Genomic DNA, 13,588 nt, shown 5'->3' with positions numbered 1-13,588 from the left:
ATACCTATCACCGGGTCGTCGTCTTCGGTCGGGCGGTCCCATATGTTCGGTCGAGAGGTGGGTGCGGAACCCGTGCACCCGATGACGGAGGAGCAGCGGATGACGACCGTGGGGGAGACGCAGGCGGCACCGACGCTCGACGCCGCCGAGGTCCTTCGCCGGGTCGAGCAGCTGCACCGCCTCGTCGACGCCCACGGCGAGGAGGGCGACCGCGAGGGACGCCTCGCCGAGCCGGTGGTGGAGGCGCTCTTCGACAGCGGCGCGGTCTCGGTGTTCACCCCGCGCGCGCTGGGCGGTGCGGAGATGACCCCGCGGCAGGCGATGGACCTGTTCCGCGTGCTGTCCCACGCCGACCCGTCGGCCGGGTGGGTCACGATGGCGCTCGGGCTGGCCACGGGCCTGGCCGGGGCGTTCTTCGACGCCGACACGGCGCGGGAGCTGTTCCGCACCCCGCGGCTGGGCATCGCGGGCCAGGGCACCCGGCCGGGCCGGGCGGTGCCGGTGCCCGGCGGCCACCGGATCAGCGGCGAGTGGGCGTTCGCCTCGGGGATCAAGCACGCCACCCACCTGCACACGGCGGCCACCGACACCGGGACCGGGGAGAACCGGTTCTTCATCGTGCCGGTGGAGCAGGTCACGTTCATCGAGAACTGGGACGTGCTGGGCCTGCGGGGCACCGGAAGCATCGACTACACGCTCGAGGACCTGTTCGTCCCGTCGAACCACAGCTACCCCTCGCTCTCCACCGAGCCGGTGACCGGCGGGGACCTGTACCGGATCGGCATCGGCAACTTCGCGAGCATCAACCACGGCGGGTGGGCGCTGGGCGTGGGCCGGCGCCTCCTCGACGAGCTGAGCGCGGCGGTGCGGGCCAAGGCAGGCCGCCCCGGCTCCCAGGCCGAGAGCGACGCGTTCCACGAGCAGTACGCGGGCGCCGAGGTGCGGCTGCGTGCGGCGGGCGCGCTCCTCTACGAGGTGTGGGAGGAGATCGAGGCGACGCTCGCCGCGGGCAAGCGGATCCCGCTGCGGCTGGAGACGCTCAACCGCGTGGCCCTGAACAACGCCACCTGGTCCGTGCACGGGATCGCGCAGTTCGTCTACCGCAACTGCGGCACCGCGGCGCTGCGCAGCGGCACGATCCAGCGGCTGTTCCGCGACGTGCACGGCGGCACGCAGCACATCTCGTCCTCGCCGGTCATCCTGCAGGCGGCGGGCCGCGAGCTCGCCGGGCTCGCCGAAGGTCAGCGCTGGGTGCACTTCACGTTGAAGTGACCGCCAGGCCCGACCGACCCGACGAGGGGAACCCATGAAGCTCGCCCTGTTCGACGCCCCGGAGGGCACCGCCCGGCTCGGGGTGGTCACGACGTCCGCGCAGGGGGCCACCGTCACCGACGTCACCGCCGCGCTGCCGTGGCCGCACGACCCCGACCCCGTCACCGCGGGCTGGTGGCGGGCCTTGTGCCGGGACTTCCCGGGCGTGCGCAGCGCTCTGGAGGACGCGGCGGCGGCCGGCCCGGCGCGCCCGGTCGAGGAGGTGGCGCTGCGCGCTCCGGTGCTGGGGCCGTCGAAGATCGTGGCCACCGCCTCGAACTACGGCGAGCACGTGGCGGAGATGCACGGGGTGCAGCAGCGCACGCTCGGCCGGGTCGAGTCCTGGATGATGGAGTTCGACGTCTTCCTCAAGGCGCCGTCCTCGATCGTGGGCCCCGGCGCGGACGTCGTCCTGCCCCCGGACGTGGTCGCCGCGGGTCACGAGGTCCACCACGAGTCCGAGCTCGTCGTCGTCATCGGTGCGGGCGGGCGGGACATCCCGGAGGAGCGGGCGATGGACCACGTGCTCGGCTTCACCGCCGGGCTCGACATCACGGTGCGCAGCGCGGCCGACCGCTCCCGGCGCAAGAGCTACGACTCGTTCAGCCCGCTGGGCCCCTGGATCGCCACCACCGACGAGATCGGCGACGGCGCGGACCTCGACATCCGCCTCACCTGCGGCGGCGACGTGCGGCAGTCGGTGAACACCGCCGACATGCTCACTCCGGTGCCCCGGATCGTCGCCTATGCCTCGTCGGTGATGACGCTGCTGCCCGGGGACGTGCTGTTCACCGGTGCCCCGCCCGGCGTCGGTGCCATCCGGGCGGGCGAGAAGCTCGAGATGAGCATCAGCCGCATCGGCTCCATGACGGTCGGCGTGGTCTGAGAGGGCGGCGCCTCATCCGAGCGAGGAGGCGACCGCGCCCGCCGTCAACGCGACGATGGCGCGCAGCTCCGGCTCGGGCGAGCCGACGCGGCTCATCACCGCCAGGCTCTGGTTGGCCGCCACGACGAACGCGGCCACGTCGTCGAGCACCCGATCCGGCACGCCGCGCGGCTCGCCGAGCGCGGCCCGGACCCGGCTGCGCTGACGGTCGAGCAGCTCGCGCACGCGTGCGGCGCTGGCACCGCTGAGCGTGTCGACCTCGATCGCCGACTGCGCGATGAGGCAGCCGGTGGGCACCGTCGGCTCGGTGATCCGCTCGACGGTGACCCCGAGGAACGCCTCCACCGCGTCGGCCGGGTCGTCCGGGTGTGCGGCGAGGGCGGCCTCGAAGCGGTCGCCGTACCGGGCGCCGTAGCGGTCCAGGGCGCGGCGGAACAGCTCGTCCTTGCTGCCGAACGTGCCGTAGAGCGAACTGCGGCCCAGGCCGGTGGCGGCGCACAGCGCGTCGAGTGAGGTCTCGGCGTAGCCCTGCTGCCAGAACACCGTCATGGCGCGCTCGACCGCCTCGTCGACGTCGAACTGCTTGCGTCCCACCATGCGCCCTCCCGCGCGTCATCTTGGAATGATCGGTACCACATTATCATGTACTGATCGGTTCAAGATGGCTAGCGTCGACGGGCATGGACATCACGACGACGGACGCGATCGAACGCCTCGGCCCTCCGCAGGAGCCGGGACTGCCGCCCGGATTCACCGACACCTTCGAGAGCCTGCTGGTCAGAACCCCGAGGCTGCGCCACCACGCGGTGGTCGGCGGCCGGGGCCCTGCCCTTCTGTTGATCAACGGATGGCCGCAGACGTGGTACGCGTGGCGGCACGTCCTGCCCGCGCTGGCGCGGCAGCACACGGTGGTCGCCGTCGAACCGCGCGGATCGGGACGCTCGGACAAGCCCGCCGCGGGCTACGACACCGGTTCGCTCGCCGCGGACCTGGCCGCGGTGATGGAGCGGCTCGGGCACCACGAGTACGCGGTGATCGGGCACGACGTCGGGATGTGGATCGGGTTCGCCCTTGCCGCCGACCACCCCGAGCGGGTCACCCGGCTCGCGGTCGCCGAGGCCGCCATCCCCGGCGTCTCGGCCGACCCGGCGTTCTTCGGGCCCGCCGGGGCGAACGAGCGGCTCTTCCACTTCGGCTTCAACCGCCTCGGCGGCCTCAACGAGGAGCTGGTCCGCGGCCGCGAGGCGCTGTACTTCGGCCACCAGTTCGCCACGAAGGCCGCCGCCGGACGGCCGCTGGAGCGGCACGCGGTGGACGTCTACGTCGCGGCGCTGGCCGCCGGCCCGGATGCGCTGCGGGCCAGCTTCGAGCCGTACCGGGCGATCGACGAGACGGTCCGGCAGAACACCGCGCGCCGGGCCACGCGGCTGCCCGTGCCGGTGCTGGCGGTGGGCGGGAGCGAGTCGCTCGGCGCGGCGGTGGGCGCCACCATGGCGGCCGTCGCCGACGACGTCACCCCACGGGTGCTCGACGGCTGCGGGCACTTCCCGGCCGAGGAGGCGCCGGAGGAGTTCCTGGGCGAGCTGCTCCCGTTCCTACGGCGCCCGCTGTGACCGAGCTCCGGCTCCCGCGCCGGGCGGCGTTCGCGGTGGTCGCGCTGGTGTACGCGGCGGTGATGCTGGGCGGGACCATTCCCATCCCGCTGTGGCGGATCTGGGCGCAGGAGCTGCACTTCGGCCCGTTCGTCATCACCGTCGCCTTCGGTCTCTACGCCGCGGGCACGATGGCGAGCCTGACGCTGCTGTCCTCGTGGTCCGACCGCGCCGGCAGACGGATCGCTCTCTTCGCCGGGCTCGGGCTGTCGGCGGTGAGCGCCGGGATGCTGCTCGCCGCGCCGGACGTGCTGGTCGTGCTCGCCGCGCGCGTCCTCGGTGGCGTGGGGGCGGGCCTCACGGCGACGGCGGCGTCGGCCGCGCTCGCCGAGCTGGGGCCGCCCGGGCGTGCGGCCACCGTCGCCACCGTCAGCAACGTCGGCGGACTCGGGTCGGGCGTGGCGGTGGCTGCCGTCGCGCTCCAGGTCGGGGGCGAGGACCTCGGGACCGTCGCGGTGCTCTACGCCGGCTACCTCGTCGCGGTCGGGTGCTGCGGGCTCGCGTTGTCGGGGGTGCCGGAGACCGTCACCGAGCGGCGCGGCGGCGGGCTGGCGTTCCGGCGCCCCCTGCTGCCCGCCGGGCATGATCGGCGCGCAGCCTTCGGGTGGGCGGCGGCCGGCGTGTTCGTGGCCTTCACGGTCACGGGCCTGTTCTCCTCGCTCGTCCCGTCGTTCCTGCGGGACGGGCTGGGCCTGGTGGACCCGCTCCTGCCCGGGCTGGTCGTGGCGCTGCTCTTCGGGGCGGCCCTGGCCGGGCAGACCCTGGCGCCGGCAGCGCTCGTCGACCGGGTGTGGCCGGGCGCGGCCGCGCTGGCGTCGGGCACGGCCGTGTACGAGCTGGCGCTCCTGATCGGTGCACCCGCGCTGTTCGTCGCCGGCACGGCGATCGCCGGTGCCGGGTTCGGGCTCGCGTTCCGGCGCGGCCTGGGCGTCGCGCAGCGGGTGGCGGAGCCGGGCCGGCGGGCCGACCAGCTCGCGACGTACTTCCTGTGCGCCTACGCCGGCAACGTGCTGCCCACACTGGCCCTCGGCGCTGCCGGGGAGGTGCTCGACGCCCGCACCGCCTCTGCGCTCATCGCCACCGTGATCGTCCTGGGCGCGGTGGTCGCCGGGGTGGGTGGCGCCCGCGCCTTCGGTTCCCCGGGCCCCGCCTCGGACGAGCCGGTGTGAGACTCGTGACTCGCGTGCCGCCCCGCCTTGACCGTGCCGCTACGGCAGGGTGTCCACTCGGTGGGGCGAGGGGATGTTCGAGCGAGAAGGGGTGCGATGACGGGGGCGAGTGGCGGCGCGGGCGATCCGGGGGCCGAGACGGCTCCGTTGCCTCGCATCGACGTGTCCGCGGTCGAGGGGTCCGCGGACGCCCCCCGCAAGCGGTGGCGCCGGCGGAGCAAGGACTACTCGCCGGAGGAGCTCGAGGAGGCGAAGAAGGCTTGGCGCGCCGCCATGCCGTGGGAGCACCCCATGACGCGCGGCGACAAGGTGCTGGTCTTCACCATGCTCGGGGTCATCGCGGTGATGCTGGCCTCGATGCCGCTGCGGCCGTTCCTGCTGGCGTCGCACCCGGTGGTGCTGAGCGCGGCCACCGGCAGCCTGTCGGCGATCGGCGCGGGCGCGGCGTTCGCCCGGATCGGCGAGGGACAGCTGTGGCTGGTGGTCGTCGCGGGCGTGTTCGGGATGATCAAGTTCGACTGGTTGTTCTGGCTCGCCGGACGCCGGTGGGGCGTGAAGATCGTGGAGATGTTCGCGCCCGGCGATCTCGCGAAGCGGTTCCTGTCCCGGGTGCGCTCCTGGCCGGCCTGGGCCATGCCGCTGGTCGTCGTGGCGGCGGTGCTGCCCGGGGTCCCCGCCGCTGCGGTGTTCGCGCTGGCCGGGCTCGCCGGCATGGCGCTGGTGCCGCTCCTCGTGTTCGACGCGATCGGTGCCCTGCTGATGACCGGGCTCGTCGCCGGGCTCGGGTACGCGGTGGGCCAGCACGCGGTCGACGTCGTGCTCATGATCGACAAGTACGCGCTGTGGATCACCCTGGCGCTGGTGGTCGTGGTGTCGGTCCGGGCCGCCCGGGTCAAGAAGCCGACTCACCCGTCCTGATGTCCTGGCCGCTGCGCCAGAACTGCGTGCACGACCACAGGCCGAACACCAGCGCCGGCACGCCGACGGCCAGCAGGGCGGTGACCACGATCGTGGCCTCGTGGATGTCCTCGGCGTCGCCGAAGTCGTCGGCCGGCAGGTACGCGAGGGCCCACCAGATCCCCGCGCCCACCACGACCACGAGCGTTGCGGCCCCGCAGATCCACAGGTCCAGCCGCCACCGGTAGGAGAACGAGCGCCAGAACGGGTGCACCGTGCGCGCGACGCGACCGTCCGGGTGCTTCGCCGCCTCCCGCCGGTACCAGCGGGCGTAGGACGTCTTCTTGATCAGCGACCCGAGCACCGCGCCGGTCACCGGGGTGAGGATCGAGCCCCACAGCAGCCACGAGAAGAAGATGTCGTTGTCGTCGTCCGCCGTCCACGGGAGCACGAGCAGCGCCCCCGAGAGCGCGGCGAGCACGACGAGCCACACCAGGTGCAGCGGGGTGGGCAGGAGGCGGATCTCGGACTCGAAGCTCCCCGCGGGGGCCTTCTCGCCGCGCTGCCGCGCCACCCCGATCGAGCCGCGCCGCGTGTACTCCAGGATCCACATCGCGCACATCAGGAGCATCCCGCCCCACGCGAACACGAACGGGTTGTTGATCACGCTGAGCAGGCCGTCCGAGACGTCGACGCGCTCCCAGCCCAGGTGCCGGTACCCGAGGACGAGAGCGCCGGGGAGCAGGGTGGCGAGGAAGAAGAGCACGCACAGCGCGAACGTGAACCACCACCAGCCGCTGGGCCGCCCCGTGCCGCCCCCGATCTTCCCATCCGCACCGAGGACCTTGTGGCCGATCGAGTTGGCGAGGCTGTGCCGATCCAAGGCGATCCCTCCGGCGGTGGCTGCGGCAGGCGCCGATCATCATCGCGGTGTGCTCCCGGTCACGGCCGGGCGGGCACGTCCCGGGGCTACGACCGGAGGTAGTCCTTCACCTCGGACCGGTCGGCGTCCTCCTCGCCGGTGAGCACGTAGAACACCATGCCGGCATCGGAGATGTCGCCGTTGCCCACGATGTCGAGGCGGGAGTACAGCCACTCCCAGTTCTGGTCGCCGCTGTCCTCGAGGAAGTCCCAGAAGTCCATGTCGATCGGGCCGAGCCCGGAGTTCTGGTCGGGGATCTCCACGCGCTCGCAGCCGAGGTCGATCAGGTCCTCGTAGTCGTGGCCGCCGTGCTCCTCGTCGGCGTGGGTCTGGTTGAAGCTGTCGTCGCCGTGGGTGATGCACTCGACGTGCTTGCGGGCCTCCGGATCGGCGGCGTCGAGCGCCATCCAGACCGTCTCGACGGGGCCGGCGAGGGCGATCGACAGCTGGTCGTCCGGATTGGAAGCGTTGATCTCCTTGACGAGGTTCGCGGTGCCGGCCTCGAGCTGGGCGGAGTCGGTGTCGTCGAAGAACCGCGACGTGTCGAACCCGAACCGCTCGGCGCCCTCCTGGACGCTCTCGGTCATGTTCTCCACGTGCTCGTCCGAGGAGTCCCAGATGTGGTTGTTGTAGTCGAAGTGCACGAGGTTGGGCTGCAGGTTGCGGTGCGCGAGGATCGCCAGCGCCATGGGTGCGGACGCCCAGTCGTCGTTGTCGTGCTGGTTGCCGTCGGCCGAGATCGCGATGCGCCCCACCTCGGGGTCGAACCTCGGCCCCTCATCCACCACCTGGGTCTCCGGCACAGTCCCGCCGGAGAGGCCGTCGGCGCACTCCGTGGAGCCCGGCTTGTACACGGCGCAGGGCTCCGGCGTGCCGGGCACCTCGGTGCCGCACGCCACCAGGGCGGTGGTCGCGAGCACGGCCAGGGCCGCCGCGACCCGGCGGGGTCGGCGACGGGCGGTGCCCAGGTGTGCCTGCATCGGATCGAGCTCCTCCACGTCGTCAGCCGGTGGCGGCGGGGGCGGGGCGCCGCACCCTCCGGTGGACCAGGATCACGGCGGCCGCCACGGTCTGCGCGCCCAGCCACGCCCAGCCCACGCCCGTGAGGCCGATCGCCGGGACGAGGACCAGCGTGCCCGCGAAGACGGCCGCGCTGGTGGCGGCGGGCAGACCGAACTGCACCGACCGGGTGCGGCGCACCCGGGCCTCCCACAGCGCGGAGTTCGAGACCACGTTCGGGATCGCCGAGAGCGCCAGCAGCGCCAGCAGGACGGCACCGCCCTCGGCGTAGGCGCGGCCGAAGACCGAGAGGATCAGTGATGAGCCCGCCGCCAGGACCAGGGCCCCCGGGAGGACGAGCGTCATCGTCTTGCGGTCCATGCCGCGGCGGGCGCGCACGATCGCGTCGGAGTCGCCCCCGGCGGAGTGCACGACCATCGCCTTGCCCATGCTGGATGCGACGAGGTAGAGGCAGTAGGTGATCTGCCAGGCGATCCCGTACACCGCGGCGCCCGCGGGATCGGTGAGGGCGATGACGAGCAGCGGGAGCCCGAACGTGGCCGACTGCCAGGCCACGTTGCCCGCGTAGTCCGCGCCGAGGAACCCCGCGAGGTCGCGTGCCGTGGCCGGCTGCACGTGCTCCGGCGCCGGCTGCCTGCGCAGCGCCCGGGAGAGGTAGGCGACGACCACCACGACGACGAGCGCGGTGGCAGCCAGCGTGCCGCCCGCGATGCCGAACGCCATGCCCGACCAGGAGGCCAGCACGAGCAGCACGATCTTCAGCACGGCGAACGCCACGTTCTCGACGAGCACCAGCGGCACGCGCTTGATCGCCGTGAGGGCGGAGTCCTGCAGCACGAACGCCGTCCACACCGGCACGGCGACCACGTAGAACGCGATCAGGGCCGGGTGCCCGAGCGTTGCGACGAGATCGGGTGCCCAGATCCCCGCGCCGACCCCGAACACGAGCCCGACCACCGCACCCCAGCCCAGGCCGACGGCGAAGCACCCGGCCACGAGCGCCCCGGGGCGGACGGACACGGGCACGAACCGCAGGAGCGCGTTGCCGAGGTTCAGGTGCGAGGCCGAGGCCAGCAGCGTGATCGCGGAGAGGGCGGCGGAGTTCACGCCGACGACGCCCTGCTCGAACAGGCGCGCGGCGAGCACCCAGAACACCATCCCGATGGCGGCCGAGACGGCCGCGCTGAGCACGAGCATCAACCCGTCGCGGTGCTGCGGTGCCCACCAGCTGTCCGGGCCACCGCGGGCCCACCGCGGCCGGGCGCCCGATCCGCCGGGATCGGCCGCGCCGGAACCCGCGTCGACCTCCGTGGCCGATCGCGACCCGCGCTCCGTCGTCGGGGTCGCCTCCCCACGTGTGGCCATGCCGGGTCGTGCCTCCTCGAGAACGCGGGCGGCGGGCGCCGCCGGAAGCGTGATCATGAGGGATGGTGGCTGTGCCCCGGCTGAGAGCCCCGGTTCCCGGGTCAGTGGGTGGAGAGCCGCCCGACGAGAGCGGCGTGCCGGATGCGGCTGTGCTCGTTCATCCCGGTGATCGTGACGCTCTTGCCGCGCGCGGCGTACTTCGCGGTGATCGCGTCGATCACCGCCACGGTGGACGCGTCCCAGATGTGCGCGGCGGACAGGTCGATCACGACCGTGTCCGGGTCGCCGTCGTAGTCGACCGCAGGACGAGGTCGTTGCTGGAGGCGAAGAACAGCTGCCCGCTCACCCGGTAGACCTTCGACGTGCCGTCCGGTCCGGGCTCGCCCGTGACGTCCACGAGGTGCGCCACGCGGCACGCGAACAGCACCATCGCCACGAGGACGCCCACGCCCACGCCGATCGCGAGGCTGTGCGTGGCCACCGTGACCGCGACGGTCGAGAGCATCACGGTGGTCTCGCTGCGAGGCATGCGGCCCGGGGTGCGCAGGCTGTGCCAGTCGAACGTCCCGACCGCCACCATGATCATCACGGCGACGGCGGCACCGCGGGCAGGGCGATCGCGGGCAGGCTGTCGGGCAGCGCCCCCTGGTCGCCCACCGTCGGCACCGCGACCCCCGCGGCCACGGTGAACACGGTCAGGCCCGTGATCGCCACCAGCGGCGCCGGGACCACCCCGCGTGAGCCGTGGGAACCCGACGATCACCGCCAGGCCCGCGACCACCAGCGGGTAGGCCGCCCACGGCACGTCGACGAGGTGCGGGAGCTGGGACCCGAAGATCAGGATCGCCAGCGCGTTGACGAACCCCACCATCACGCTCCTCGGCAGGAACCGCATCAGGCGGGCGACGCCCGCCGCGGCCAGGCCGATCTGGAACACCCCGCCGAGGATCACGGCGGCGATCAGGTGGTCGAGGCCGTGCGACCGCGCGAGCGGCGCCACGACGAGCGCGATCGCGCCCGTGGCCGCGCTGATCATGGCGGGACGCCCGACGGTGAGCGAGATCGTCACCGCCATCGTGAACGACGCGAACAGGCCGACGCGCGGGTCGACGCCCGCGATCAGCGAGAATGCGATCGCCTCGGGGATCAGGGCGAGCGCGACGACGATGCCCGCCAGCACCTCCGTGCGCAGAGCCCGTGGCGAGAGCCGCAGAAGGGCGGAGCGGAACGTGCGCAGACCAGGGTGGGACATCGCTGCTTTCGGGGAGAAGGCGAGGGGAGCGGGAGCCACACGCGCTGGGACCCGACCGTCCGGCACCGCACCTCGCCGGACGTGACGCAGGTCGCGATCGGAGCGATGTCACACGGGCGCGGTCGGCGGCGTCTTGTGGGCGGACGAGAGGAGAGACACATGGAGTTCGACCGTCCGCACATCGTGGTCCTCGGCGCCGGCTACACCGGGCTGACCGCGGCCAAGCTGCTCGCCCGCCGCGCAGGCGGGCCGGTCACGCTGGTCAACGACCGGGACCGGTTCGTCGAGCGGATGCGCAACCACCAGCTCGCCGCCGGGCAGCAGGTGCGGGCCACGTCCCTGCGCGACCTGGTACGGGGCACCGGCATCCGGCTGGTCATCGACCGGGTCACGCGCATCGACCCGGACCTGCGGCACGTCGAGCTGGACGGTGCTGCCGAGCCGATCGGGTACGACCTGCTCGTGTACGCCCTGGGCAGCCGGGCCGACCTGGACTCCGTGCCCGGTGCGGCCGAGCACGCCGTCGCCGTGGCCGACGCCGAGCGGGCCGCCGGCCTGCGCGACCGCATGGCAGGCGCCGCCACCGTCGCCGTGGTCGGTGGCGGGCTGACCGGCATCGAGGTCGTGACCGAGCTGGCGGAGACCTACCCGGACCGCCAGGTCCGCTTCGTGACCGGCGCGACCGCTGGTCCGGCCCTGTCCGATGCCGGGCAGGCCTACCTGTACGGCGCGTTCGAGCGCCTCGGCATCGACCTGCACGAGAACGCGCCCGTGGCGAAGGTCGGCGCCGGCGGGGTGCTGCTGGAGAACGGTGAGCACCTCGACGCGGACGTGGTGGTGTGGACCGCCGGCTTCACGGTGCCCGCACTGGCGCGGGAGTCGGGGCTCGCCGTCGGCGCCAACGGGCGCATGCTCGTGGACCAGACCATGCGGTCGGTGTCGCACCCGGAGATCTACGGCATCGGTGACGCCGCGGCGCCCGCCGCGGCCGACGGGCGCGAGCTGCGCATGGGCTGCGGTCCCGGCGGCCTGGCCGCAGCGTGCGCGGTGCGCGCGATCGGCGACCGCCTGGCCGGGCACACCCCGAAGCAGCTGCACGTCGCCGTCGACAGCCAGTGCATCAGCCTGGGGCGCAAGGACGGCCTGGTGCAGTTCGCCGGACCGGACGGCCCGCGCCGTCCGATGCTCACCGGGCGCGCGGCGGCCGCGCTCAAGGAAGGCATCCTCCGCACCGCCGGCGGGTTCGCGCTGCGCCACCCCTCCCTCGCCCTCGTCGCGGGGAGTCGGGCGCTGGCCTGACGTGTAATTCCTCCATGATCGCCGAGTTGGCGCATTCCCGGGTCGAAAACGCCCGTTTTTGCGCCAACTCGGTGATCATGCCAGTGGGCGGCCTCCCTTGGAGCGGCGGCCCGATGTCGGGCCTCACGTGGTCATGATCGCCAGTCGGGAGCGTTTTCCGACGCCTTGCGTCGGATTTCGCGCCGGAGCGATGATCATGCCTCCGGGCGGCGGCTTCCCCGGGGACGGCGGCTCGGGCCGGTTAGCCTCCGGTATGGGCTCGGGAGAGGTGGGTGCATGAGCACGGGAGCGGACACGTTCGACGGGATCTGGCGCCGGACGGTCGAGACCCACGGGGCGTCGCCGTTCCTGCTGTTCCGCGCGGAGTCGGGGGAGACCACGACCTGGACCTACGCCGAGTTCGACGACGTCGTTGGGCGGGTGGCCGCGAGCCTCGCGGCGGCGGGCGTCGGGCCCGGCTCGGCGGTCCACCTGGTGCTGCGCAACTCCCCGGTGTTCGTGGCGGCGTGGCTGGCCACCTCCCGGCTGGGGGCCTGGATGGTGCCGGTCGATCCCGCCTCCGCGGCGCGCGACATCCGCACCCAGGTGCGCCGGGTGCGCCCGGCCGTCTCGATCGTGGCGGCGGCGCGGGCCGCCGCCTTCACCGAGGCTGCGGCCGGGGAGGTGCCGGTGGTGGTCGAGGTCGCCGAGGACGCCTCCGATCTCGACCCGGCGGCACCGCTGCTGCAGGGCGCGGGCACGCCGGAGGCGCACGCGGTGGACGCCGGGGCGCGGATCGCCGTGATGTTCACGTCGGGCACCACGTCCGAGCCGAAGGGCGTGGAGCTCACCCAGGCCAACTACGTCTCCGTGGCGCGCACGATGGCGGCGGCCGCGGGGCTGCAGGCGCGCCACCGCTGGTACGTCACGCTGCCGCTCTTCCACGCCAACGCCCAGTACTACTGCTTCGCGCCGGCGATCCTGACCGGCGCGAGCGTGGCGTTGACGGCGACGTTCTCGGCGTCGAGGTGGGTGCCCGTCGCCCGGGAGCTCGGCGTCACCCACGCCAGCCTCTTCGCGGCGCCGATCCGGATGATCCTCGCGCGGTGCCCGGCCGGCGAGGAGCCGCTCGCCCTCGAGCACGTCTGGTTCGCCCAGAGCCTGGGCGCGCAGCACCACCGGGCGTTCGGCGACCTCGTCGGCACCCTGCCCCGGCAGCTCTACGGAATGACCGAGACGGTCGCGGTGGTCACAGCCGATACGAGCAACCCTCCGGCGCACGACGTGATCGGCCCGCCCGTGCCGGGACGGGCCGTGCGGCTCGTCGGGATCGACGGGGAGGACGTCCCGGACGGGACCGCCGGCGAGATCTGGGTCCGTGGCAGGCGGGGCGACGACCTGTTCGCGGGTTACCTCGACGCCCCCGAGATCAACGCGCGGGTCTTCACCCCGGACGGCGCGGAGACCTGGTTCCACACCGGTGACCTCGCCGTGCGCGCCGGGAACGGGGCGCTGCGCTTCGTCGGCCGCGTCGACGACGTCATCAAGGTGGCGGGCGAGAACGTGAGCCTCACCGAGGTGGAGGCGGCTGCGGCCGAGGCGCCGGGCGTGCTCGAGGTGGCCGTGGTGGCGCAGCCCGATCCGGTGCGCGACCAGGTGCCGGTGGCCTACGTCGTGCCGAAGGACCCGTCCGCCCCGCCGTCGCCGGAGGTGCTCGACGAGTGGGCCGCGCACCACCTGGCCCCCGCGGCCCGTCCCCGCGCGTGGCACTTCATCGACGAGCTGCCCCGCACGAGCGTCGGCAAGGTCCGTCGCTTCCGGATCACCGCCGGGTAG

General features: G+C 73.4%; 13 protein-coding genes. 7 read left to right on the top strand and 6 right to left on the bottom strand.

What is annotated here, in order from left to right:
- Nucleotides 1-99: 99 nt before the first annotated feature.
- Both ACFPL3_RS04390 and ACFPL3_RS04385 read left to right on the top strand, forming a co-directional pair.
- Nucleotides 100-1,272, top strand: a complete 1,173-nt coding sequence (locus tag ACFPL3_RS04390) for an acyl-CoA dehydrogenase family protein (RefSeq protein ID WP_343938437.1) — start codon at nucleotides 100-102, stop codon at nucleotides 1,270-1,272.
- 34 nt (nucleotides 1,273-1,306) lie between these two features.
- Nucleotides 1,307-2,197, top strand: a complete 891-nt coding sequence (locus ACFPL3_RS04385) for a fumarylacetoacetate hydrolase family protein (RefSeq protein ID WP_343938435.1) — start codon at nucleotides 1,307-1,309, stop codon at nucleotides 2,195-2,197.
- Nucleotides 2,198-2,209: 12 nt separating this feature from the next.
- On the opposite strand, the gene ACFPL3_RS04380 is transcribed toward ACFPL3_RS04385, so the two are convergent.
- Nucleotides 2,210-2,794: a TetR/AcrR family transcriptional regulator gene (locus ACFPL3_RS04380; RefSeq protein WP_343938433.1), complete on the bottom strand. Its 585-nt coding sequence runs from the start codon at nucleotides 2,792-2,794 to the stop codon at nucleotides 2,210-2,212.
- 83 nt (nucleotides 2,795-2,877) lie between these two features.
- Between ACFPL3_RS04380 and ACFPL3_RS04375 the strand changes: the two genes are divergently transcribed.
- The 3 genes from ACFPL3_RS04375 to ACFPL3_RS04365 all read left to right on the top strand — a co-directional run bounded on the left by ACFPL3_RS04375 (nucleotide 2,878) and on the right by ACFPL3_RS04365 (nucleotide 5,936).
- A complete protein-coding gene (locus ACFPL3_RS04375) occupies nucleotides 2,878-3,810 on the top strand; it encodes an alpha/beta fold hydrolase (RefSeq protein ID WP_343938431.1) in 933 nt (310 codons plus the stop codon).
- Nucleotides 3,807-5,018, top strand: coding sequence for an MFS transporter (locus ACFPL3_RS04370; RefSeq protein ID WP_343938429.1), 1,212 nt, complete (start codon nucleotides 3,807-3,809; stop codon nucleotides 5,016-5,018). The genes ACFPL3_RS04375 and ACFPL3_RS04370 overlap by 4 nt, the downstream gene beginning before the upstream one ends.
- 96 nt (nucleotides 5,019-5,114) lie before the next feature.
- Nucleotides 5,115-5,936 carry a DedA family protein gene (locus ACFPL3_RS04365; RefSeq protein ID WP_343938427.1) on the top strand — a complete coding sequence of 274 codons (822 nt, stop codon included), beginning with the start codon at nucleotides 5,115-5,117 and terminating at the stop codon, nucleotides 5,934-5,936.
- Here the strand turns inward: ACFPL3_RS04365 and ACFPL3_RS04360 are convergent.
- The 5 genes from ACFPL3_RS04360 to ACFPL3_RS04345 form a co-directional block, all read right to left on the bottom strand.
- The gene (locus tag ACFPL3_RS04360) at nucleotides 5,911-6,798 is read right to left on the bottom strand and encodes a hypothetical protein (protein ID WP_343938425.1); all 888 of its coding nucleotides are present in this window, start codon (nucleotides 6,796-6,798) and stop codon (nucleotides 5,911-5,913) included. The two genes, ACFPL3_RS04365 and ACFPL3_RS04360, sit on opposite strands and share 26 nt — an antisense overlap.
- 86 nt (nucleotides 6,799-6,884) lie before the next feature.
- A complete protein-coding gene (locus tag ACFPL3_RS04355; protein WP_343938423.1) occupies nucleotides 6,885-7,817 on the bottom strand; it encodes a hypothetical protein in 933 nt (310 codons plus the stop codon).
- Nucleotides 7,818-7,839: 22 nt separating this feature from the next.
- On the bottom strand, nucleotides 7,840-9,222 hold the full coding sequence (locus ACFPL3_RS04350) for a lipopolysaccharide biosynthesis protein (protein ID WP_343938421.1): 1,383 nt from the start codon (nucleotides 9,220-9,222) through the stop codon (nucleotides 7,840-7,842).
- A gap of 101 nt (nucleotides 9,223-9,323) precedes the next feature.
- Complete coding sequence (locus ACFPL3_RS42065) at nucleotides 9,324-9,491, bottom strand: hypothetical protein (protein ID WP_417715108.1); 168 nt, start codon at nucleotides 9,489-9,491, stop codon at nucleotides 9,324-9,326.
- The gene (locus ACFPL3_RS04345; protein WP_417715107.1) at nucleotides 9,488-10,474 is read right to left on the bottom strand and encodes a SulP family inorganic anion transporter; all 987 of its coding nucleotides are present in this window, start codon (nucleotides 10,472-10,474) and stop codon (nucleotides 9,488-9,490) included. The genes ACFPL3_RS42065 and ACFPL3_RS04345 overlap by 4 nt, the downstream gene beginning before the upstream one ends.
- Nucleotides 10,475-10,633: 159 nt before the next feature.
- Here ACFPL3_RS04345 and ACFPL3_RS04340 point away from each other — a divergent pair, with 159 nt between their 5' ends.
- A complete protein-coding gene (locus ACFPL3_RS04340; RefSeq protein WP_343938419.1) occupies nucleotides 10,634-11,773 on the top strand; it encodes an NAD(P)/FAD-dependent oxidoreductase in 1,140 nt (379 codons plus the stop codon).
- A 276-nt stretch (nucleotides 11,774-12,049) separates the two neighbouring features.
- On the top strand, nucleotides 12,050-13,588 hold the full coding sequence (locus ACFPL3_RS04335) for a class I adenylate-forming enzyme family protein (protein ID WP_343938417.1): 1,539 nt from the start codon (nucleotides 12,050-12,052) through the stop codon (nucleotides 13,586-13,588).

The sequence above is a fragment of the Pseudonocardia zijingensis genome (assembly GCF_042657305.1).
GTDB classification, from domain to species: domain Bacteria; phylum Actinomycetota; class Actinomycetes; order Mycobacteriales; family Pseudonocardiaceae; genus Pseudonocardia; species Pseudonocardia zijingensis.
This window is presented reverse-complemented; position numbering and strand designations above follow the sequence as displayed.

Coding starts and splice junctions, on each gene's coding strand:
- ACFPL3_RS04390 (WP_343938437.1), top strand. CDS start 100: ATGACGACCGTGGGGGAGACGCAGGCGGCACCGACGCTCGACGCCGCC.
- ACFPL3_RS04385 (WP_343938435.1), top strand. CDS start 1,307: ATGAAGCTCGCCCTGTTCGACGCCCCGGAGGGCACCGCCCGGCTCGGG.
- ACFPL3_RS04380 (WP_343938433.1), bottom strand. CDS start 2,794: ATGGTGGGACGCAAGCAGTTCGACGTCGACGAGGCGGTCGAGCGCGCC.
- ACFPL3_RS04375 (WP_343938431.1), top strand. CDS start 2,878: ATGGACATCACGACGACGGACGCGATCGAACGCCTCGGCCCTCCGCAG.
- ACFPL3_RS04365 (WP_343938427.1), top strand. CDS start 5,115: ATGACGGGGGCGAGTGGCGGCGCGGGCGATCCGGGGGCCGAGACGGCT.
- ACFPL3_RS04355 (WP_343938423.1), bottom strand. CDS start 7,817: ATGCAGGCACACCTGGGCACCGCCCGTCGCCGACCCCGCCGGGTCGCG.
- ACFPL3_RS04350 (WP_343938421.1), bottom strand. CDS start 9,222: ATGGCCACACGTGGGGAGGCGACCCCGACGACGGAGCGCGGGTCGCGA.
- ACFPL3_RS04345 (WP_417715107.1), bottom strand. CDS start 10,474: ATGTCCCACCCTGGTCTGCGCACGTTCCGCTCCGCCCTTCTGCGGCTC.
- ACFPL3_RS04340 (WP_343938419.1), top strand. CDS start 10,634: ATGGAGTTCGACCGTCCGCACATCGTGGTCCTCGGCGCCGGCTACACC.
- ACFPL3_RS04335 (WP_343938417.1), top strand. CDS start 12,050: ATGAGCACGGGAGCGGACACGTTCGACGGGATCTGGCGCCGGACGGTC.